We start from the raw sequence: 19,550 nt of genomic DNA on the forward strand, positions 1-19,550 counted from the left end.
GATATTTGGAAAACGACTAAGGGATTGGGCCCCCGCATATCTGCCCAGTGCATAAGCGCAGACGGATTCGTTTGTTTGCCGCGCATGCGGCGGTCCCAACAATGGGCTGGTACTTCCTTCACCGAAAGCCCGTCCATGAGCCATCTCAACGAATACCTCGCCGAAAAGCGCGCCGCCGTGCTCGCCCGCAGCGCCACCGTCGCGGCCGGCACGGCCCAGCCCGCCCACCTCAAGGCCCATGTGCGCGCCGAGGGCCGCAGCGGCGTGCGCCGCCTGCGCATCCGCGAGCACCAGGTCATCAGCGACAGCCCGCCCGACTTCGCGGGCTACAACCTCGGCCCCAGCTCGCCCGAGCTGCAGCTGGGCGTGCTGGGCACCTGCGTGACCCACATCTTTCTGATCCAGGCGGCCGAGCGCCAGGTGCCCGTGGAGAGCCTGGAGGTCGAGGTCACGGGCATCATCGATCCGCGCGGCGGCAAGCCCGGCCACGAGGCCACGCCCATCTGGCCGCATGAGATCGGCTACACCGTGCACATCGACTCGCCCGCCAGCCGCGCCGAGATCGATGCGCTGTTCGAGGCCGTGGAGCGCACCTGCCCCATCCTCAACCTGCTGCGCAATCCGCAGAACATCCGCGCCGAAGTGCGCCACACCGACTCCAGCGCCGCCGCGCGCCTGGCAGCCTGAACACCGTGCAGAAAGCACCCCTGTCATGACCCTGCCACTCGACCACATCGTCATCGCGGTCCAGGACCTGGAACGCACCATTGCCGACTACACCGCGCTGGGCTTCAACGTGCTGCGCGGCGGCGAGCATCCGGGCCGCTCCACGCACAACGCCCTGGTGGTGTTTGCCGACGGCGCCTACTTTGAACTCATCGCCTGGCGCGCACCCGCGCCCGAGGAGCGCTGGTGGCAGCAACTGCAGCGCCATGGCGAGGGCATTGTCGATTTCGCGCTGCTGCCCACCGAGACCGGCGCCGTGGTTGCCGCCGCCCAGGCGCGCGGTCTGGACTACGAGGCGCCCTACGAAGGCGGCCGCCTGCGCCCCGACGGCGCGCAGCTGCGCTGGCGCAATGCACGCGCCCGCAGCCAGGACCTGCCCTTTCTCTGCGGCGACCTCACGCCGCGCGCCCTGCGCGTGCCTGAGGGCGATGCACGCGTGCACCCCAACGGCGCCACCGGCGTGGCCCGGCTGCACGTGGCCGTGCATGACCTGCGCGCCAGCCTGGCACGCTGGCGCGCGCTGCTGGGCGAGGGCGCAGACATTGGTGAGGCCCGGCTGTCGGACGACGGCAGCGCCTACCGCGCATCGCTGAGGCTGGGCGCCACCGAGCTGGTGCTGGCTGCGCCTGCCCAGGGCGTTGCCACGGGCACCCTGGGCCACCGTCTGGCCACGCGCGGTGAAGGCCCTTATGCCATCGAGCTGCAGGTACGCCAGCCCGCGTCTGCGCTGGCGCTGGACGAGACCGCCACGCATGGCGCGCGCATCGTGCTGGCCCAGGTTTCCCCGGCCAGGGAAACCGCCGCCGCCTAGGCGAAATGCGTGGGCGCTAGAATGGCGCCCCGCTGACACCCATGCCCACCCCGGTGGGCGTTTTCGTTGCAGCCGCGGCCTCCCTTGAGGGGCGCCGTGGCGCGGCGCTGCTTGCCATGACGACTGCTTCCACTCCTGCCACGCTGGGCATAGATTTCGGTACCTCCAACTCCGCCATGGCCTGGCGCGCCCCCGGCCAGACCGCACGCCTGCTGCCGCTGGAGGGCGATGCCTGCGGCATGCCCACGGCGCTGTTCTTCCATACGGACGAGCACAGCACCCATTTCGGGCGCGACGCCATGGCCCAGTACCTGGACGGCGAGCCGGGCCGGCTCATGCGCTCCCTCAAAAGCTTGCTGGGCAGTGCGCTGCTGCAGGAAAAGACGGCGGTGCACGACCAGTTCGTGAGCTACCAGGACATCATCGGCCTGTTCCTGCGCCGCGTGGCCGACCGGGCGCGTGCCTCGCTGGACGGCCGCCTGCCCGAGCGCGTGGTGCTGGGCCGGCCCGTGCATTTCGTGGACGACCATCCCGAGCGCGACCGCCAGGCCCAGCAGGCCCTGGCCGATGCCGCGCGCGCCGCAGGCCTGGGCGAAGTGGATTTCCAGATGGAGCCCATTGCCGCCGCGCTGGACTACGAGCAGCGCCTCACGCAGGAATCCGTGGTGCTGGTGGTGGACATCGGCGGCGGTACCTCCGACTTCACCGTCGTGCGCCTGGGCCCCGAGCAGGCCGGCCGCAGCGATCGCCGCGACGACATCCTGGCCACCAGCGGCGTGCACATCGGCGGCACGGACTTCGACCACCGGCTCAACCTTGCCCAGCTCATGCCGCTGCTGGGCTACCGGCACATCGGCCCCAGCGGCCGCGAAGTGCCCAGCCGCGTGTTCTTCGACCTCTCGACCTGGCACCTGATCCAGTGGCTGTACTCGCCCAAGGCCCTGGCCGAGGCGCGCAACCTGCGCACCGACTACAGCGACCAGCGCCTGCACAAGCGCCTGATGGACGTGCTGGAACTGCGCGAAGGCCACCGCCTGGCCGCCGTGGTGGAGCAGGCCAAGATCGAGGCGTCCACGCGCCATGCCGAAGCGGCCATCGAGCTGGGCTGGCTGGAATCGGGCCTGTCCGCCGCCATCTCGCCCGAGGTGCTGCACGAGCAGCTGCAAGGCCCGCTGCAACAGGTCGTTGCCTGCGCCCAGGACTGTCTGCGCCTGGCCGGCGTGGCGCCCCAGGCGCTGGACGCCATCTACCTCACGGGCGGCTCATCGGCCCTGCGCACGCTGCGCGATGCGCTGCGCGAGGCCTTCCCGGGCGTGCCGCAGGTCGAGGGCGACCTGTTCGGCGGCGTGGCCACCGGCCTCGCGTATGCCTGATCAATCCGCGTCGCCGTCCTCCTCGGCGGCCTGCTTGATCGCCAGCGCGGCGTCATAGAGGCGGTTGCGCGGTGCGCCTGTGATCTCGGCGGCCAGGCGCACGGCGGTCTTGGTGGGCAGCTCGGCCAGCAGCAGGCGCAGCACGCGCAGGGCGTCGGCGTCGGCCTCATCGCCACCCAGGGCCACCGGGTGCAGCACCACGGCGAATTCGCCCTTGCTGCGCTGGGGCACGGCCTGCAGCCAGGCCGGCAGCGCGCTGGCGGGCATGGTGGCAATGTCCTCGAACTGTTTGGTGATCTCTCGTGCCAGCGTTACCGGGCGCTCGCCCAGCGTGGCCAGCGCGGCGGCCAGGTCGGCAATGCGGTGGGGGGCCTCCAGCAGCACGGTGCAGCGCGGCTGCAGGGCCAGCTGCTGCACGGCGGCCAGGCGCTCGGCCGACTTGGTGGGCAGAAAGCCTGCGAAGACGAAACCTCCCTCGCCCTGTGAAGGCGTGACCGCGCCGGCCACGCTGATGGCCGCCGTGATGCTGCTGGCGCCGGGCAGCGGAATGCAGCGCAGGCCCGCGGCCTGCACGGCTGCGCACAGGCGTGCGCCGGGGTCGCTGACGCCGGGCGTGCCCGCATCGCTGACATAGGCGATGCGCTGGCCCTGCTGCAGCCGCGCCACGATCTGCTGTGCCGCCTCGGCCTCGTTGTGCTGGTGCACGGCCAGCAGCTGGCTGCCGGGGCGGTCCAGTCCATAGGAGCGCAGCAGGCCCTGCGTGTGGCGCGTGTCCTCGCAGGCCACGCAGTCCACCAGCTGCAGCACATGCAGGGCGCGCAGGCTGATGTCGGCCAGGTTGCCGATGGGAGTGGCCACCACGTAGAGGGCGCCCTGCGGATAATGCTGGGATGCCGCAGCATCCTTGGCTGCGCCCAGCGCGGTGGCGAAAGAGGTAGTCAATGGGTTTCCTTGCGAAAAAGCCGGCAGGCGCGGGGCCGTCTGCCCTCACGACCCGGCACCGGGGCCAGCAGGCCGAGGATGCGGCGCTGGCCCATCTGCAGGCGGCCGGCCTGCGTCTGGTCGAGCGCAATTATCGGACGCCGGGCCGCGGCGGCGGCGAGATCGACCTCATCGTGCAGGCGCGCGACGGCACCGTGGTCTTCGTCGAGGTGCGCAGCCGCGGCACGCGCGCCTTCGGCGGTGCCGGCGCCAGCATCGGTGTCACCAAGCAGCGGCGTATCGTATTTGCGGCGCGCCACTACCTGATGCGCTGGTCCGCGCCGCCGCCGTGCCGCTTCGACGTGGTGCTGGTCGAGCCCGGCGCCGGGTCCGCCGTGCAGTGGCTGCAGGCCGCCTTTGACGCCGAAGGCGCCTGATCCGTTACCGCTGCAGCACAAATAACGCCTGGCTACGAAAGACTTCAAGGGCGGCAGTTATCATCGGGCCTCCATGCTTGAGCAACGTATCCAACAGCATTTCATCGACAGCGCCGACCTGAAATACCAGGCCGCCCAGGCGCTGAGCCAGCCCATTGCGGCGGCAGTGCAGGCCATGCTGGCCTGCGTGACCAGTGGCGGCAAGGTTCTGGCCTGCGGCGCGGGCGCCTCTGCCAGCGATGCCCAACTCTTCGCCGCCCTGTGCGTGGCCGGCTTCGAACGCGACCGGCCCGAGCTGGCTGCCGTGGCCCTGGTCTCCGACGGCGGCCTGCTGGGCACCGTGGGCGCCACGGGCTCGGGCGGCAACGCCACCCAGTACCTGGCGCGCCAGATACGCGCCCTGGGCCAGCCCGGCGACCTGTTGCTGGTGCTGTCCGCCACGGGCAACGACGTGGCCGTGCTGGAGGCCCTGGATGCCGCCCATGAGCGCGACATGATGGCCGTGGTGCTGACCGGCCGCACGGGCGGCTCGCTGGCCGGCCGCGTGCGCGAGACCGATGTTCTGATCTGCGTGCCGCACGACCGTGCGGCGCGCGTGCGCGAAACCCATACGCTGGTGCTGCACTGCCTGTGCGACGGCGTGGATGCCCAGTTACTTGGTGAACAGGAGATGCCTCTATGAAGTTCCGTTGGTCCCGCGCCGCCTGCGGTGTGCTCGCCGTCGCGTCCCTGGGCGCCGCCCTGTCGGGCTGTGTCGCCCTGGTGGGCGGCAGCGCCGTGATGGCCGGCATGTCGGTGGCGGACCGCCGCACCACCGGCACCCAGGTGGAAGACCAGGGCATCGAGCTGCGCGCCAACAACCGCATCGCCGAAGTGCTGGGCGACAAGGCCCATGTCAACGTCACCAGCTACAACCGCCAGGTGCTGCTGACCGGCGAGGCCGGCAACGAGGCCGACCGCCAGACCATCGAGAAGCTCGTGCGCGAGCAGCCCACGGTGCGCAATGTCTTCAACGAAGTGGTGGTGGCTCCCTTCACCTCCACGCTGAGCCAGCGCTCCAAGGACACGCTGATCACCACCCAGGTCAAGGCCAGCCTGCTGGACGCCAAGGACATCCAGGCCTCGGCCTTCAAGGTCGTGACCGAGAACAAGGTCGTCTTCCTGATGGGCATCGTCACCCCGCGCGAAGCCAAGCGCGGTGCCGAGATTGCACGCGGCATCAACGACGTGACCAAGGTCGTGCGCGTGGTGGAAGTCATCTCCGAGGACGAACTGGCCCGCATGCAGCCCCAGTCCGCCCCCGTGGTCACCGACGACTCCGGCAAGGCCGCCGCAGCCAGCGCCCCCACCAGCCTCTCGGAAAGCAGCCTGTCCACCCCCGCAGGCGCCACCGCCACCCCGGTGAAGTGATCACCGCCGCCTGAAAGCAAAAGCCGGAACATGTTCCGGCTTTTTTCATTGCTTACTGAGTCAGCCACTGCAACCGACCTTTGAAACCGGCGCGACCAAAAAGCCAGGGACGCCGAGCAAGAGCCGCCTCGCGGCGAGGGCGTCGTCCCCCTCCCCCGCGAAGCGGGTAGAGAGGGGGAAGCGGCGTAAGCCGCTCAGGGGGTGAGCCTCTTGATCAGGCTGGAGGTATCCCAGCGCCTGCCGCCCATCTGCTGCACATCGGCATAGAACTGGTCCACCAGGGCCGTGACGGGCAGGCGCGCGCCGTTGCGCTGGGCTTCGGCCAGCACCAGGCCCAGGTCCTTGCGCATCCAGTCCACGGCAAAGCCGAAGTCGAACTTGCCTTCGGCCATGGTGCGGCCGCGGTTGTCCATCTGCCAGCTCTGGGCCGCGCCCTTGCCGATGACGTCCAGCACGGCGGGAATGTCCAGGCCCGCGCGCTGGCCGAAGGCGATGGCCTCGGACAGGCCTTGCACCAGGCCGGCGATGCAGATCTGGTTGACCATCTTGGTGAGCTGGCCGGCGCCGCTGTCGCCCATCAGCGTGCAGGCGCGCGAGAAGGCCATGGCCACGGGCTGCATGGTGGCGAAGGCGGCCTCGTCGCCGCCGCACATCACGGTGAGCTGGCCGTTCTGGGCGCCCGCCTGGCCACCCGAGACGGGTGCGTCGATGAACTGCAGGCCCAGCTCCAGCCCGGCCGCATGCAGCTCGCGCGCGACTTCGGCCGATGCCGTCGTGTGGTCGGCGAAGATGGCGCCGCGGCGCATGCCGGCGAAGGCACCATCCGGGCCCAGCACGACCGAGCGCAGGTCATCGTCATTGCCCACGCAGCTGAACACGATGTCGGCGCCGGCCACGGCCTCGCGCGGCGTGGCCGCATGGCCGCCGTTGAACTCCTCGCACCAGGCGCGGGCCTTGGCCGGCGTGCGGTTGTAGACCGTGACGCGGTGGCCTGCCGTGGCCAGGTGGCCGGCCATGGGGTAGCCCATGACGCCCAGCCCGAGGAAGGCCACGGAAAGAGGGGCGGTGTCCGCATAGCTGCGGGCGGCGATGGAGGAGTCGGACATGGAAGCAATCCTGAGAGGTGGTGGGAGGCGGGTGGCGCAGGGCTGCGTCCGGCGCGGCCCTGGAAGGAGCCGGCATGCCGGCTCAGCGCACTGAAGGCGCGGTCAGGGCATGCATGGCACGCCCCTCAGACGATGGCGAAATGCTCGGTGCCCGCCGCTAGGTCCAGCGACTTGGCGCGCTGGCTGCCCAGCTTGATCTGCAGCCGCAGGTCGTTGACCGAGTCGGCATTGCGCAGTGCATCCTCGTAGGTGACCAGGTTGGACTCGAACAGGTCGAACAGCGCCTGGTCGAAGGTCTGCATGCCCAGGTTGCGGCTTTTCTTCATGATCTCCTTGATCTCGGTGACCTCGCCCTTGAAGATCAGGTCGGAGATCAGCGGCGAGTTGAGCATCACCTCGATGGCGGCCACGCGGCCCTTGCTGTCCTGCTTGGGCAGCAGGCGCTGGGAGACCATGGCGCGCAGGTTCAGCGACAGGTCCATCAACAGCTGCGGGCGGCGGTCCTCGGGGAAGAAGTTGACGATGCGGTCCAGCGCCTGGTTGGCGCTGTTGGCGTGCAGCGTGGCCAGGCACAGGTGGCCGGTTTCCGAGAAGGCGATGGCGTGCTCCATGGTCTCGCGGTCGCGGATTTCGCCCATCAGGATCACGTCCGGCGCCTGGCGCAGGGAGTTCTTGAGCGCCGCGTCCCAGCTGTCCGTGTCCAGGCCCACTTCGCGCTGCGTGACCACGCAGTTCTTGTGCGGGTGCACGAATTCGATGGGATCCTCGATGGTCACGATGTGGCCGTAGGAGCTCTCGTTGCGCCAGTCCACCATGGCGGCCAGCGTGGTGGATTTGCCCGAGCCTGTGGCGCCGACCAGGATGCACAGGCCGCGCTTGGTCATGGCCACCTCCTTGAGCACCTGGGGCACGCCCAGGCTGTCGATGGTGGGCAGGGCCAGCGGAATCGTCCGCATCACCATGCCCACGCGGCCCTGCTGGATGAAGGCGTTGACGCGAAAGCGCCCTATGCCCGGCGGCGAGATGGCGAAGTTGCACTCCTTGGTGCGCTCGAAATCGGCGATCTGCTTGTCGCTCATGACCGAGCGCGCCAGCGTCAGCGTGTGCACGGGCGACAGCGGCTGCGGCGACACCTTGGTGATGCGCCCGTCGATCTTGATCGCCGGCGGGAATTCCGCCGTGATGAACAAGTCGCTGCCGTTGCGGCTGACCATGAGCTTGAGCAGGTCGTTGATGAACTTGGTGGCCTGATCTCTTTCCATTGCCGTATTCCCCCGGGCATTGCGCGCCGTTGTGGCGCGCAGGTTGTTTTGTTATTTGCAGGTAGGCCGGTCCGGCCCGCAGGGGCCAGGCGTCCTCATATTCAACTCACTCACTCACTGTCTATGTGTGCTGCTCTTCGCCCAGGCGCACGCTGATGGCGCGCAGCCGGAACGAGAGCTTGCGCGCCAGCAGCGCCATCAGCTTGGCGGCCAGCGCGGCGTCCTTGGCCATCATCTCGTCCAGCGCCTCGGCGCTGAGCACGCCGATCTCGCAGTCGGTCAGCGTGGTGCAGCTGGAAAAGCGCGGCCCGCCGTCCAGCAGGGACATCTCGCCCAGGATGTCGCCGGGCCGCGTCTGCGCCAGGCGCATGCGCTCGCCCCAGGGCTGCTGGCGCTCCACGGCGATCTGGCCGGACAGCACCACGGCCATGAAGCTGCCGTTCTCTTCCTGGCGGATCACGTCGCGTTGCGGTGCCACGGCCGCGTAGATGAAATATTCGCTCAGCCGCTGCAGGCTGGCCGCATCCAGCTGGCCCAGGTAGCGGTCGCGCGACCACAGCTGCTCCAGCTGGCCCCCGCCGCCGCGCGGCAGCCGCGTGGCCCCGACCTCGATGGCGCGCGCCTCCCAGGGAACGGGAGGAGTGTGCGGGTCCATGAAGCCATGCGCCGCCAGCGTGGTCGTGAAGAAGGCCGACTCGGAGGCCGGGGCCGAAGGCTCCTGGCCGCTTCGCAGCTTGCGGAAAATGCTTTTCATGGCGCGTGGCGAGAGGCTGGGCGGGTGGCGGTCAGCCCGGGAAGTTGTCCGGTATCTTGGCCTTGGCGCGGGCTTCCGCCGGGCTGATCAGGTTGCGCCGCACCAGATCGGTCAGGTTCTGGTCCAGCGTCTGCATGCCCACATTCTGACTCGTCTGGATGGTGGAGTACATCTGGGCGACCTTGGCCTCGCGGATCAGGTTGCGGATGGCGCTGGTGCCCAGCATGATTTCGTGGGCCGCGATGCGGCCCTGGCCGTCCTTGGTCTTGCACAGCGTCTGCGAGATCACGGCCTGCAGCGATTCGGAGAGCATGGCGCGCACCATCTCCTTTTCCTCGGCGGGGAAGACGTCGATGATGCGGTCGATGGTCTTGGCGGCGCTGGAGGTGTGCAGGGTGCCGAAGACCAGGTGGCCCGTCTCGGCCGCGGTCATGGCCAGGCGGATGGTTTCGAGGTCACGCATTTCGCCCACCAGGATGGCGTCCGGGTCCTCGCGCAGCGCCGAGCGCAGGGCGGCCGAGAACGACTGCGTCATCGGCCCGACTTCGCGCTGGTTGATCAGGCACTTCTTGGAGTCGTGCACGAATTCGATGGGGTCCTCCACCGTCAGGATGTGCCCGTACTCGGTCTCGTTGAGGTGGTTGACCATGCCGGCCAGCGTGGTGGACTTGCCCGAGCCCGTGGGGCCGGTCACCAGCACCAGGCCGCGCGGCTTCAGGGCCAGGTCGCCGAAGATGCGCGGCGCGTTGAGCTGCTCCAGCGTCAGGATCTTGCTGGGAATGGTCCGGAAGACGGCGGCCGCGCCCCGGTACTGGTTGAAGGCGTTGACACGGAAGCGCGCCAGCCCCTCGATCTCGAACGAGAAGTCCACCTCCAGGAACTCCTCGTAGGCCTTGCGCTGGGAGTCGCTCATGATGTCGTAGACCATGGCGTGGACCGTCTTGTGGTCCAGCGGATCGACATTGATGCGGCGCACATCGCCGTGCACACGGATCATCGGCGGCAGCCCCGCGGACAGGTGCAGGTCGGAGGCCTTGTTCTTGACGCTGAATGCCAGCAATTGGGTGATGTCCACGGAGTTCGCTCCCTCGTTTGGTACGCTGGCGGCAATTATGACGACGATTGAAAACAAGCTTCAACAGATTCACGAACGGATTGCCTCGGCCTGCGCGCAGGCGGGCAGGGCGTCCGGCTCGGTGCAATTGCTGTCCGTCTCCAAGACCTTCGGCGCCGACGCCGTGCGCGAGGCCGTGCTGGCCGGCGAGCGCAGCTTCGGCGAGAACTACATCCAGGAGGGCGTGGAAAAGATCGCCGCCGTGCGCGCCATGGGCCTGCTGGGCGGCGAGGCCCTGCAATGGCATTGCATAGGCCCCATCCAGAGCAACAAGACGCGCCTAGTGGCCGAGCATTTCGACTGGGCCCAGACCGTGGACCGCCTGAAGATCGCCGAGCGCCTGTCGGCCCAGCGTCCCGAGGGCCTGGCGCCGCTGCAGGTCTGTATCCAGCTGAACGTGGATGGCGGCGAGACCAAGGCCGGCGTGGCGCCGCAGCAGGCGCTGGAGCTGGCCGCCGCCATCGTGCAGCTGCCGCGCCTGGCGCTGCGCGGCGTGATGAGCATTCCCGACGATGCGCCGGGCTTCGAGGCCCAGCGCGAGGTGCATGCCCGCGCCACAGCCGTCTTCGAACAGATCCGCGCCAGCGGCCTGCCGGGGCTGGAGCGCTTCGACACGGTTTCCATGGGAATGACCGGCGACCTGGAAGCGGCCGTGGCCGCCGGATCGACCATGGTGCGCGTGGGCAGCGGTATCTTCGGCCAGAGAAACTACGCCCCGCGTTGAGCGGGGCGTAGCTGGCTTGGCTGGCGGGGCAGGCCGCCTCAGCGCCCGCCAGGCCGCTTCATCTGGCAGTCCGTGGGCAATTCCACCTGCTCGGGCGTGTAGACGGCATCGGTGCGAAAGCCGTAGTTCGTGCCTTCCCAACCGGCCTTGACCAGCTTGCTGTCCACGGGCGCGATGGTGTTGACCACCTGGGGCAGCAGCAGCTGGTGGTCCTTGCCGCGCATGCGCACGGGGCCGACCACGGTGTCCATCTGCAAATCCTCCATGGCCAGCGCGATCTTCACGGGTTCGGTGGACTGTGCCTTGGCCATGGCTGCGGCCAGCATGCGCGGCACCAGGTCCATGCGCGGGGCCAGGAAGTCCTTGCCCATGCGGGCCTTGTATTCCTGGGCGCGGGCGTCGGCCAGCGGGCGGCCGGCCTGGCCCGGGTGCCATTCGGCCACCCAGGTCAGCTGGCCGATGCGGGTCTGGGCGAAGGATGTCACCGTGCCCGGCATGCCGCCCGCGCTGTGGTTGAAGTAGCGCAGGTCATAGCCCGAGTCGGCGGCTGACTTGAGCAGCAGGGTCAGGTCCTGGCCCCAGTTGCCCGTGATCACCGAGTCCGCACCCGTTTCCTTGATCTTGGCCACATAGGGCGCGAAGTCCTTGACCCGGCCTATGGGGTGGAGCATCTCGCCCGTGAACTGGATGTCGGGCCGGGCCGCGCTCACCATCTGGCGCCCGTAGGCCGCCCACTGCTTGCCGTGGGCGTAGTCCTGGTTGAGCAGGTAGACCTTGCGGATGCCGGGCTGGGTCTTGATGTAGCTGGCAATCGCCTGCATGCGCATGGCGGTGTTGGCATCGAACATGAAGTGCCAGAAGCTGCAGGCCTTGCCCGTCAGCTCGGGGTCGATGGAGGAGTGGTTGAGCACCAGCACCTCCTTGCCCGGATTGCGCTGGTTGTGGCGCGAGGCTGCCTGCACCAGCGCCGCCACCACCGAAGAGCCCGATCCCCCGGTCACCACCACGCGCGCGCCCTGGTCTATGGCCGCCTGCAGCGCGGCCTGGCTTTCCTGGGCCGAGAGCTTGCTGTCGAACTGCAGCAGCTGCAGCTTCGCGCCGTTGAACAGCCCGCCCTTGGCGTTCACATCCTCGACCGCGTATTGCACATGGTCGCGCATCAGCTCGCCTGTGCTGACGAAGGGGCCGGACAGCGGATCGATGAAGGCGATCTTGAAGGTCTCGCCGCCCTGGGCGTGGGCGACCGTGGCGCACAGCAGGGCGGCGGCGAGAACGATGGATGGTTGGGAATATCGTCGGATGCAATGGCGGCGGATCGGCATGTCTTGTCTCCTCGAAGGAATGGTCGTCAGTCTTTGCCGGGCGGCTCGGCTCGGGGCCGGCTGCGCCGTGCAGGCGTTTTTTTCGCGGGGGGTGTGGCAATGGCTTCGGGCGCGGTGGCTGGCGCCGCCCGCAGGCCCAGCACGCGGCTGGCCAGCTCGGTCAGCTCGGCCACCATCTCGGCCGTGCCCAGGCGGCCGCCGGGGCGGTACCAGTTGTAGAGAAAGCCCGGCAGGCTGCAGGCGGCCTGGGCGGTGATGCGTGTCTCGCGGAAATCGAGATGGCCGCTGGCGCGGCCTTCTTCGAGCAGCGCGCAGAACTGGCGGTAGAACTGGCGCGCCAGCGTGCGCGAGGCCTTCATGTACGCAGGGCTGAAGGCCTGGGGCTCGCGGTAGGGAAAGAAGGCCGCCGGATAGTGGGCAATGGTGGCCGCGATCAGGCGCTGTAGGCCGTCCACGGCCTTCTCGTGCGCGGCGCGCGCATCGTCGGCCGCGAAGTCCAGCACCGTGAAACAGGCCTCGGTGGGCGCCCAGCACAGGGTCTCGAAGATCTCCTGCTTGTTGCGGAAGTAGTAGTAGACGAAGGGCTTGGTTACGCCCAGGGCCTGGACGATCTGCTCCATCGTGGTGTTGGCGTAGCCGTTGCGGTCGAACAGGGCCTCGGCCGCCTTGAGGATGCGTTCGCGCTTTTCATCGGAGCCGGCCGTGGGAAGGCGCTGGCGGCCGCGCGGGGTGACAGGGGGCTTGGGCATGCGGGAAATCTCGTGTCGCGTCGGTGGCTGCGATGGTTATACCGGTGGGTAGCAATGTTCTACCAGCGGGTATATATTGGCAAGCCGCTGGACCCCAAAACAAATCAAGGCTATCCCTTAGGACTGGTTCCGGGATGGCCAGACACCCAGGAGACAAGCATGGCGGATTCCGAGACCCTCATTCCCCTGCATGAGGCCCTGCGCCGCAATGCGCGCAACCACCCCGGCCGCGACGCCTACATCTGGTATGGCCGCCACATCAGCTGGGCCGAGGTGGATGCGGCCAGCGACGCCTTTGCCGCGCGGCTGCAGGCTCTGGGCGTGGGCCGGGGCGAGCCCGTGGCGCTGTTCATGAACAACTGCCCGCAGTACATCGTGGCGCACTACGGCATCCAGAAGATCGGCGCCATCGTCTGCCCCTGCGGGCCGCTGAACAAGGAGCATGAGCTGCAGTACCAGCTCGATGACCTCAAGGCCCGCGTGATCGTCGCGGCCGATGTGCTGCTGCCCGTGGTGGACAAGGTGCGCGCCAGCACGGCGCTCAGGCATGTGCTGGCCGTGCGCTATGGCGACTGGCTTCCTGAATCGGCCACGCTGGCGCTGCCGCCCGAACTGCAGGCCCCCGTGCAGCCGCTGCCCGAGGGCGTGGAATCGTTCTGGGATGTCATGCACAGCGGCGCCAAGCCCGTGCCCGTCGATGTCGCCATGGACGATGTCTCGCTGATGACCTATACCTCGGGCACCACGGGCCTGCCCAAGGGTGCCATGCTCAGCTACGGCAACGCGGCCAGCAAGACGGCCGGCGCCTCCAGTGCCACGGGCGTGAACGCCGGGGACATGCTGCTGGCCGTGGCGCCGCTCTATCACATTGCCGGCATGTCCATGGGCGTGAACATGCCCGTGCACAGCGGCGCCACTTGCGTGCTGCTGCACCGCTTCGACCCGCTGGCCGTGGCCCAGGCGCTGGAGCGCTACCGCGTGACCTGGTGGTACAGCATCGCGCCCATGAACGTGGCCGTGATGCAGCTGCCGGGCGTGGAGGCCATGGACTTTTCCGCGCTGCGCCGCAACACGGTGACCAGTTTCGGCATCGCCTACACCGAGGAGCTGGCGCGGCAGTGGAAGCGCTTCACCCCGAACTGCATCTCCAGCGAGGCGGCCTATGGCCTCAGCGAGACCCACACCATGGACACCGCCATGCCCGGCGACGCCATCCGCTGGGGCACGCACGGCAAGCCGCTGCCCGGCAACGAGGTGCGCATCATCGACCCCGAGACCGGCGAGCCGCTGCCGGCAGGCGAGGTGGGCGAGATCACCATCCGCGGCCCCGGCAACTTCAAGGGCTACTGGAACAAGCCCGAGGCCACGGCCAGGACCCTGAAGAACGGCTGGGTGCACACGGGCGACATGGGCCGCATCGACGCCGATGGCTACCTGACCTTCATCGGCCGCTTCAAGGAGATGATCAAGGTCTCGGGCTACAGCGTCTTCCCCGAGGAGGTGGAGGCCATCCTCATCAAGCACCCGGCCGTGGCCCAGGCCGCCGTGATCGGTGTGCCCGACCCGCACAAGGGCGAGGTCGTGCGCGCCTTCATCGTCACGCGGCCGGGCCAGCAGATCGCGGCCGAGGACCTGGTGCAGTGGTCGCGCGAGAACATGGCCAGCTACAAGGCGCCGCGCGAGGTGCGTTTCATCGAGGCGCTGCCCGCCACCGGCGCAGGCAAGGTGCTGCGTCGCTTGCTGCGCGATCAATGAGAAAGACCGAAGTCCCATGTTCCAGAAGATCCTGATTGCCAACCGCGGCGAGATCGCGCTGCGCATCGTGCGCGCGCTGCGCGAGCTGGGTGTGCCGAGCCTGGCCGTCTTTGCCGCAGACGATTCGCAGGCGCCCCATGTATCCGCTGCCGATGCAGCCGTGCCCCTGGGCGCCAGCGGCCCCTCGGCCTACCTGGACGGCGCCCACCTGCTGCGCATTGCGCGCGAGCACGGCTGCGACGGCATCCATCCCGGCTACGGCTTTCTCAGCGAGAACGCGGGCTTTGCCCAGGCCTGTGCCGATGCGGGCCTGCGCTTCATCGGCCCCGCGCCGGAGCACCTGGCGCTGCTGGGCGACAAGGCCCGCGCACGCGATCTGGCACGCCGCTGCGGCGTGCCGCTGATGCCGGGCAGCAGCGAGGCTGTCACGCTGGAACAGGCCCAGGCCTTCTTCGAGGCGCAGCAGGCCGGAGGCGCCAGCGGCATCATGGTCAAGGCCATCGGCGGCGGCGGCGGGCGCGGCATGCGTGCCGTGGCGCGCGCCGAGGACCTGCCTGCCGCCTATGAGCGCTGCCGCAGCGAGGCGCGCGCCGCCTTCGGCGTGGACGGCGTCTATGTGGAGCGGCTGATGACGGGCGCGCGCCATATCGAGGTGCAGATCCTGGGCGACGGCGGCGCAGGCCCCATCGCGCTGGGCGAGCGCGAATGCACGCTGCAGCGGCGCTTCCAGAAGCTGGTGGAGATCGCGCCCAGCCCCAGCCTGGCGCAGCCGCTGCGCGAGCGCATCACGCGCGACGCACTGCGCATGGCCGCCGAGATCGGCTACGAGAGCCTGGGCACCTTCGAATTCCTGGTCGATGCGGCCTCCGACTCCCTGCCCTATGTCTTCATCGAGGCCAACCCGCGCCTGCAGGTCGAGCACACCATCACCGAGGAAGTCTTCGGCATCGACCTGGTGCAGGCCCAGATCCGCGTGGCGGCGGGCGATCACCTGGGCGAGCTGGGCCTGGACCCCAAGGCACCGCCCGCGCCGCGCGGCTATGCCATGCAGTGGCGCATCAATGCCGAGACGCTGGATGCCGCAGGCCAGTCGCGCCCCGGCAGCGGACGCATAGGCGCACTGCAGTGGCCGGCCGGCCCCGGCATCCGCATCGACACGCATGCGGTGGCGGGCGCCAGCCCCTCGCCGCACTACGACACGCTGCTGGCCAAGCTCATCGTGCACAGCAGCGGACCGCGCTTTGAAGACGTGCTTCGCCGCGCACGTCGCGCACTGGACGAATGCCGCATCGACGGGCTGGCCACCAACCTGCCGCTGCTGCAGGCGCTGGCCCGGCGGCCCGAGATGGCGTCGCAGGCCGTGCACACACGCTGGCTTGAAGAGGCCCTTCCCGAATTGGTGGCGGACGCCCAGGCGCTGGCCGAAGGCGCGCGCCGCACGGCTGTGGCCCCCGAGGTTCCGGCGGCGGCCGAGGCTGCTGGCGCGCCCGTCCTCGAAGGCGCCCTCACGGCCCTCATGCCAGCACGCATCGTGCAGTGGAGCGTGGCCGTGGGCGAGGCCGTGGCTGCAGGCGTCGAGCTGGGCGTGCTCGAAGCCATGAAGATGGAGCATGTGCTGCTGGCGCCGCAGGCCGGCACCATCACCCAACTGCTGGCCGAGGCCGGTGCCTATGTGGCCCAGGACCAGCCCCTGCTGGTGCTGGCCGCCGCCGAAGGCGTGCAGGCCGACGCACGCGCGCAGCAGTCCGCACAGGACCCGGACCACATCCGCGCCGACCTGCAGCGCGTCATCGACCGCCATGCCTTCACGCGCGATGCTGCCCGACCCGAGGCCATGGCCAAACGCCATGCCCAGGGCAGCCGCAGCGCGCGCGAGAACATCGCCGACCTCTGCGATGAGGGCAGCTTCATCGAATACGGTGCGCTGGCCATTGCCGCGCAGACGCGCCGGCGCAGCATGGACGACCTGATCGCCAACACGCCGGCCGACGGCATGGTCACGGGCATGGGCTCCATCAACGGCGCGCAGTTCGGCCAGGAGCGCTCGCGCGCCGTCGTCATGTCCTATGACGCCACCGTGCTGGCGGGCACCCAGGGCGCGCGCAACCATGCCAAGACCGACCGCATGCTGGGCATTGCGCTGGCGCAGAAGCTGCCCGTGGTGCTGTTCGCCGAAGGCGGCGGCGGGCGGCCCGGTGACACCGACACGCCCGTGGTCGCGGGCCTGCATGTGCACACCTTTGCGGCCTATGCGGCGCTGTCGGGCCAGGTGCCCGTGATCGGCATCACCCATGGCCGCTGCTTTGCGGGCAACGCGGCCTTGCTGGGCTGCAGCGACGTGATCATCGCCACGCGCGCCAGCTGCATCGGCATGGGCGGGCCAGCCATGATCGAGGGCGGCGGGCTGGGCGTCTTCCGGCCCGAGCAGATCGGTCCCAGCAGCGTGCAGCATGCCAATGGCGTGATCGACGTGCTGGTCGAGGACGAGGCCGAAGCCGTGGCCGCCGCGCGCCACTACCTGTCCTTCTTCCAGGGCCGCACCACGGAGTGGACCGCGCCCGACACGCGCGCCCTGCGCCATGTGGTGCCCGAGAACCGGCTGCGTGCCTATGACACCCGTGCGGCCATGGCGCATCTGGTGGACGAAGGCAGCCTGCTGATGCTGCGCACGGGCTTTGGCGCAGGCATCCACACGGCGCTGGCGCGAATCGAAGGCCGGCCCGTGGGGCTCATGGCCAACAACCCCTCCCACCTGGGCGGCGCCATCGACGCCGATGCGGCCGACAAGGCCGCGCGCTTCATGCAGCTGTGCAATGCCCATGGCCTGCCCATCGTGAGCCTGGTGGACACGCCCGGCTTCATGGTCGGCCCCGAGATCGAGAAGACGGCCCAGGTGCGCCATGTCAGCCGCCTGTTCGTCACGGCGGCCAAGCTGCGCGTGCCGTATTTCAGCGTGGTGCTGCGCAAGGGCTACGGCCTGGGAGCCATGGGCATGACGGCCGGCAGCTTCCATGCGCCGGTGTTCAACGTGGCCTGGCCCACGGGCGAGTTCGGTGCCATGGGTCTGGAAGGCGCCGTGCGCCTGGGCTTTCGCAAGGAACTGGAGGCCCTGCCCGAGGGCGCCGAACGCAACGCCCTGTTCGACCGGCTGCTGGCCCAGCAGTACGCCCACGGCGAGGCCATGCACATGGCCGGCACGCTGGAGATCGACGCCGTCATCGACCCCGCCGACACGCGCGCGTGGCTGTCGCGCGGCCTGGCAGGGGCGCGCGTTGCGCCTGCCCAAGCCGGCTTCGTGGACACCTGGTAGGCCCTGAAAACGCCACGGACGGCATGCTAAGCTGGCCGCCTTTCCGACGAACATGATGGCGGGCCTGCAGTGCAGGCCCCGCTGCCTCTGGAGACTCCCCATGCCCGGACTTCTGCCCGATATCGATCCCGACGGCCTGCTCGAATTCTCGGTGGTCTACACCGACCGCGCGCTCAACCACATGTCCAAGCGCTTCGCGGGCGTGATGCAGGACATCCTCACCACGCTGCAGGAGGTCTACCACGCCCACACAGCCGTGCTGGTGCCGGGCAGCGGCACCTTCGGCATGGAGGCCGTGGCGCGCCAGTTCGCCAACCGCGAAAAGGTGCTCATCGTGCGCAACGGCTGGTTCAGCTACCGCTGGACCCAGATCTTCGAGGAAGGCGGCCTGGGCGGCGGCGCCGTGGTCTGCAAGGCGCGTCGCCAGGGACCGGGCAGCCAGGACCCCTGGGCGCCCTGCGCGGCCGAGGACGTGGCCGCCGCCATCCGCACTGAAAAACCCAAGGTCGTGTTCGCCCCCCATGTGGAGACGGCCAGCGGCATCCTGCTGAGCGACAGCTACCTGCGCACCGTGGCCGATGCCGCGCACGAGGTGGGCGCGCTCTTCGTGCTGGACTGCGTGGCCTCGGGCGCCATGTGGGTGGACATGGAAAAGACCGGCGTGGACGTGCTGATCAGCGCGCCGCAAAAGGGCTGGAGCAGCTCGCCGTGCTGCGCCATGGTCATGCTCTCGCAGCGTGCGCGCGAAGCCATCGAGCACACGCAAAGCTCCAGCTTCTCCTGCGACCTCAAGAAGTGGATGCAGATCGCCGAGGGCTACGAAAAGGGCCAGCACGCCTACCACACCACCATGCCCACCGACGCCCTGGTCCGCCTGCGCGACGTGATGCTGGAGACGCGTGCCTACGGCTTCGCCAAGGTGCGCGACGAGCAGATCGCCCTGGGCGCCAAGGTGCGAGCCCTGCTGGAGTCGCGCGGCTTTCCCAGCGTGGCGGCCGAAGGCTGGAAGGCCCCCGGCGTCGTCGTCAGCTACACCACCGACCCCGGCATCCAGAGCGGCAAGAAGTTCATGGAAGCCGGCCTGCAGACCGCCTCGGGCGTGCCCCTGCAGTGCGACGAAGGCCCGGACTTCAAGACCTTCCGCATCGGCCTGTTCGGCCTGGAAAAATGGCACAACGTGGACCGCACCGTCGGCCACATCGCCAAGGCCCTTGACGACATTGGTGTCGCCGCCAAGGCGTGAACCCGCTGCAAACATTGCATTGAAAGAACCCTCATGAACAAGACCCTCACCACCCTGGCCACCTCCTGCGGCCTGATGCTCGCCGCACTGACCGGCGTGGCAGCCCATGCGGCCCAGCCCGTCACCACGGCCAGCGGCCTGGTCTATGAAAGCCTCAAGGAAGGCACGGGCGCCAGCCCCAAGGCCAGCGACACGGTGCGCGTGCACTACCGCGGCTACTTCCCCGACACGGGCAAGGACTTCGACAGCTCCATCACGCGTGGCCAGCCCATCGAGTTCCCCTTGACCGGCGTGATTCCCTGCTGGACCGAAGGCGTGCAGAAGATGAAGGTCGGCGGCAAGGCCAAGCTGACCTGCCCGCCCTCCATCGCCTACGGCAGCCGTGGCGCGGGCAGCGTGATCCCGCCCAACGCCACGCTGAACTTCGAGGTGGAACTGCTGGGCATCAAGTGATGGCCGGCCCGCTGGCCGGGCCAGCCCCCGCCTGATGCAAAGCCGGCCTGCGGGCCGGCTTTTTTACGGTCGTTGAAAGG

The 19,550-nt window shown here is 69.0% G+C and carries 18 protein-coding genes; 11 read left to right on the forward strand and 7 right to left on the reverse strand.

Translation table 11 applies throughout. From position 1 onward, the window contains the following. The first annotated feature begins 135 nt into the window (after window positions 1-135). From KDK82_RS18905 to KDK82_RS18915, 3 genes are all read left to right on the forward strand, one after another. Window positions 136-687, forward strand: a complete 552-nt coding sequence (locus tag KDK82_RS18905; RefSeq protein WP_088165887.1) for an OsmC family protein — start codon at window positions 136-138, stop codon at window positions 685-687. A 25-nt stretch (window positions 688-712) separates the two neighbouring features. Next, the gene (locus KDK82_RS18910) at window positions 713-1,537 is read left to right on the forward strand and encodes a VOC family protein (protein ID WP_088165888.1); all 825 of its coding nucleotides are present in this window, start codon (window positions 713-715) and stop codon (window positions 1,535-1,537) included. A gap of 116 nt (window positions 1,538-1,653) precedes the next feature. Further along, window positions 1,654-2,910 (forward strand): Hsp70 family protein, encoded by a 1,257-nt coding sequence (locus tag KDK82_RS18915; protein ID WP_088166339.1) that lies wholly within the window; start codon window positions 1,654-1,656, stop codon window positions 2,908-2,910. Here KDK82_RS18915 and rsmI read toward each other — a convergent pair whose 3' ends face one another. Then, the gene (gene rsmI / locus KDK82_RS18920) at window positions 2,911-3,852 is read right to left on the reverse strand and encodes a 16S rRNA (cytidine(1402)-2'-O)-methyltransferase (RefSeq protein WP_088165889.1); all 942 of its coding nucleotides are present in this window, start codon (window positions 3,850-3,852) and stop codon (window positions 2,911-2,913) included. On the opposite strand from rsmI, the gene KDK82_RS18925 reads away from it, so the two are divergent. The 3 genes from KDK82_RS18925 to KDK82_RS18935 all read left to right on the forward strand — a co-directional run bounded on the left by KDK82_RS18925 (window position 3,852) and on the right by KDK82_RS18935 (window position 5,678). Further along, window positions 3,852-4,268 carry a YraN family protein gene (locus tag KDK82_RS18925; protein ID WP_088165890.1) on the forward strand — a complete coding sequence of 139 codons (417 nt, stop codon included), beginning with the start codon at window positions 3,852-3,854 and terminating at the stop codon, window positions 4,266-4,268. The two genes, rsmI and KDK82_RS18925, sit on opposite strands and share 1 nt — an antisense overlap. Before the next feature lie 73 nt (window positions 4,269-4,341). Beyond that, entirely contained in the window at window positions 4,342-4,950 is a 609-nt protein-coding gene (locus KDK82_RS18930; protein ID WP_012202994.1) for an SIS domain-containing protein, read from the forward strand. After that, window positions 4,947-5,678: a BON domain-containing protein gene (locus KDK82_RS18935; protein WP_063327425.1), complete on the forward strand. Its 732-nt coding sequence runs from the start codon at window positions 4,947-4,949 to the stop codon at window positions 5,676-5,678. The genes KDK82_RS18930 and KDK82_RS18935 overlap by 4 nt, the downstream gene beginning before the upstream one ends. 194 nt (window positions 5,679-5,872) lie before the next feature. Here the strand turns inward: KDK82_RS18935 and KDK82_RS18940 are convergent, their stop codons facing one another. The 4 genes from KDK82_RS18940 to KDK82_RS18955 form a co-directional block, all read right to left on the reverse strand. Further along, the gene (locus tag KDK82_RS18940; RefSeq protein ID WP_088165891.1) at window positions 5,873-6,784 is read right to left on the reverse strand and encodes an NAD(P)-dependent oxidoreductase; all 912 of its coding nucleotides are present in this window, start codon (window positions 6,782-6,784) and stop codon (window positions 5,873-5,875) included. 125 nt (window positions 6,785-6,909) lie between these two features. Continuing rightward, window positions 6,910-8,046, reverse strand: a complete 1,137-nt coding sequence (locus KDK82_RS18945) for a PilT/PilU family type 4a pilus ATPase (protein WP_012202997.1) — start codon at window positions 8,044-8,046, stop codon at window positions 6,910-6,912. A 121-nt stretch (window positions 8,047-8,167) separates the two neighbouring features. Then, a complete protein-coding gene (locus KDK82_RS18950; RefSeq protein WP_012202998.1) occupies window positions 8,168-8,800 on the reverse strand; it encodes a cyclic nucleotide-binding domain-containing protein in 633 nt (210 codons plus the stop codon). A 31-nt stretch (window positions 8,801-8,831) separates the two neighbouring features. Then, the gene (locus tag KDK82_RS18955; protein WP_012202999.1) at window positions 8,832-9,875 is read right to left on the reverse strand and encodes a type IV pilus twitching motility protein PilT; all 1,044 of its coding nucleotides are present in this window, start codon (window positions 9,873-9,875) and stop codon (window positions 8,832-8,834) included. A 37-nt stretch (window positions 9,876-9,912) separates the two neighbouring features. On the opposite strand from KDK82_RS18955, the gene KDK82_RS18960 reads away from it, so the two are divergent. Beyond that, on the forward strand, window positions 9,913-10,638 hold the full coding sequence (locus tag KDK82_RS18960; RefSeq protein ID WP_088165892.1) for a YggS family pyridoxal phosphate-dependent enzyme: 726 nt from the start codon (window positions 9,913-9,915) through the stop codon (window positions 10,636-10,638). A gap of 38 nt (window positions 10,639-10,676) precedes the next feature. Here the strand turns inward: KDK82_RS18960 and KDK82_RS18965 are convergent, their stop codons facing one another. Next, window positions 10,677-11,960, reverse strand: a complete 1,284-nt coding sequence (locus KDK82_RS18965) for a branched-chain amino acid ABC transporter substrate-binding protein (RefSeq protein WP_088165893.1) — start codon at window positions 11,958-11,960, stop codon at window positions 10,677-10,679. 26 nt (window positions 11,961-11,986) lie between these two features. Further along, complete coding sequence (locus KDK82_RS18970) at window positions 11,987-12,709, reverse strand: TetR/AcrR family transcriptional regulator (RefSeq protein ID WP_088165894.1); 723 nt, start codon at window positions 12,707-12,709, stop codon at window positions 11,987-11,989. Between the two features lie 159 nt (window positions 12,710-12,868). Here KDK82_RS18970 and KDK82_RS18975 point away from each other — a divergent pair, with 159 nt between their 5' ends. From KDK82_RS18975 to KDK82_RS18990, 4 genes are all read left to right on the forward strand, one after another. After that, window positions 12,869-14,464 carry an AMP-binding protein gene (locus tag KDK82_RS18975; RefSeq protein ID WP_088165895.1) on the forward strand — a complete coding sequence of 532 codons (1,596 nt, stop codon included), beginning with the start codon at window positions 12,869-12,871 and terminating at the stop codon, window positions 14,462-14,464. Window positions 14,465-14,480: 16 nt separating this feature from the next. Next, the gene (locus KDK82_RS18980) at window positions 14,481-17,774 is read left to right on the forward strand and encodes a carboxyl transferase domain-containing protein (RefSeq protein ID WP_088165896.1); all 3,294 of its coding nucleotides are present in this window, start codon (window positions 14,481-14,483) and stop codon (window positions 17,772-17,774) included. Window positions 17,775-17,874: 100 nt separating this feature from the next. Then, entirely contained in the window at window positions 17,875-19,017 is a 1,143-nt protein-coding gene (locus KDK82_RS18985; RefSeq protein WP_034389990.1) for an alanine--glyoxylate aminotransferase family protein, read from the forward strand. A gap of 33 nt (window positions 19,018-19,050) precedes the next feature. Next, window positions 19,051-19,470, forward strand: a complete 420-nt coding sequence (locus tag KDK82_RS18990) for an FKBP-type peptidyl-prolyl cis-trans isomerase (protein WP_034389991.1) — start codon at window positions 19,051-19,053, stop codon at window positions 19,468-19,470. The last annotated feature ends 80 nt before the right edge of the window (window positions 19,471-19,550 follow it).

The organism is Delftia sp. K82, assembly GCF_002193035.1.
In the GTDB taxonomy this organism is placed as follows: Bacteria; Pseudomonadota; Gammaproteobacteria; order Burkholderiales; family Burkholderiaceae_C; genus Comamonas; species Comamonas acidovorans.

Bases quoted from the DNA above. Each gene is read 5' to 3' on its own strand.
- KDK82_RS18965 (WP_088165893.1), bottom strand. From the start codon at position 11,960: ATGCCGATCCGCCGCCATTGCATCCGACGATATTCCCAACCATCCATC.
- KDK82_RS18910 (WP_088165888.1), top strand. From the start codon at position 713: ATGACCCTGCCACTCGACCACATCGTCATCGCGGTCCAGGACCTGGAA.
- KDK82_RS18970 (WP_088165894.1), bottom strand. From the start codon at position 12,709: ATGCCCAAGCCCCCTGTCACCCCGCGCGGCCGCCAGCGCCTTCCCACG.
- KDK82_RS18990 (WP_034389991.1), top strand. From the start codon at position 19,051: ATGAACAAGACCCTCACCACCCTGGCCACCTCCTGCGGCCTGATGCTC.
- KDK82_RS18915 (WP_088166339.1), top strand. From the start codon at position 1,654: ATGACGACTGCTTCCACTCCTGCCACGCTGGGCATAGATTTCGGTACC.
- KDK82_RS18935 (WP_063327425.1), top strand. From the start codon at position 4,947: ATGAAGTTCCGTTGGTCCCGCGCCGCCTGCGGTGTGCTCGCCGTCGCG.
- KDK82_RS18940 (WP_088165891.1), bottom strand. From the start codon at position 6,784: ATGTCCGACTCCTCCATCGCCGCCCGCAGCTATGCGGACACCGCCCCT.
- KDK82_RS18950 (WP_012202998.1), bottom strand. From the start codon at position 8,800: ATGAAAAGCATTTTCCGCAAGCTGCGAAGCGGCCAGGAGCCTTCGGCC.
- KDK82_RS18925 (WP_088165890.1), top strand. From the start codon at position 3,852: ATGGGTTTCCTTGCGAAAAAGCCGGCAGGCGCGGGGCCGTCTGCCCTC.
- KDK82_RS18960 (WP_088165892.1), top strand. From the start codon at position 9,913: ATGACGACGATTGAAAACAAGCTTCAACAGATTCACGAACGGATTGCC.
- KDK82_RS18945 (WP_012202997.1), bottom strand. From the start codon at position 8,046: ATGGAAAGAGATCAGGCCACCAAGTTCATCAACGACCTGCTCAAGCTC.
- KDK82_RS18980 (WP_088165896.1), top strand. From the start codon at position 14,481: ATGTTCCAGAAGATCCTGATTGCCAACCGCGGCGAGATCGCGCTGCGC.
- KDK82_RS18975 (WP_088165895.1), top strand. From the start codon at position 12,869: ATGGCGGATTCCGAGACCCTCATTCCCCTGCATGAGGCCCTGCGCCGC.
- KDK82_RS18985 (WP_034389990.1), top strand. From the start codon at position 17,875: ATGCCCGGACTTCTGCCCGATATCGATCCCGACGGCCTGCTCGAATTC.
- KDK82_RS18905 (WP_088165887.1), top strand. From the start codon at position 136: ATGAGCCATCTCAACGAATACCTCGCCGAAAAGCGCGCCGCCGTGCTC.
- KDK82_RS18930 (WP_012202994.1), top strand. From the start codon at position 4,342: ATGCTTGAGCAACGTATCCAACAGCATTTCATCGACAGCGCCGACCTG.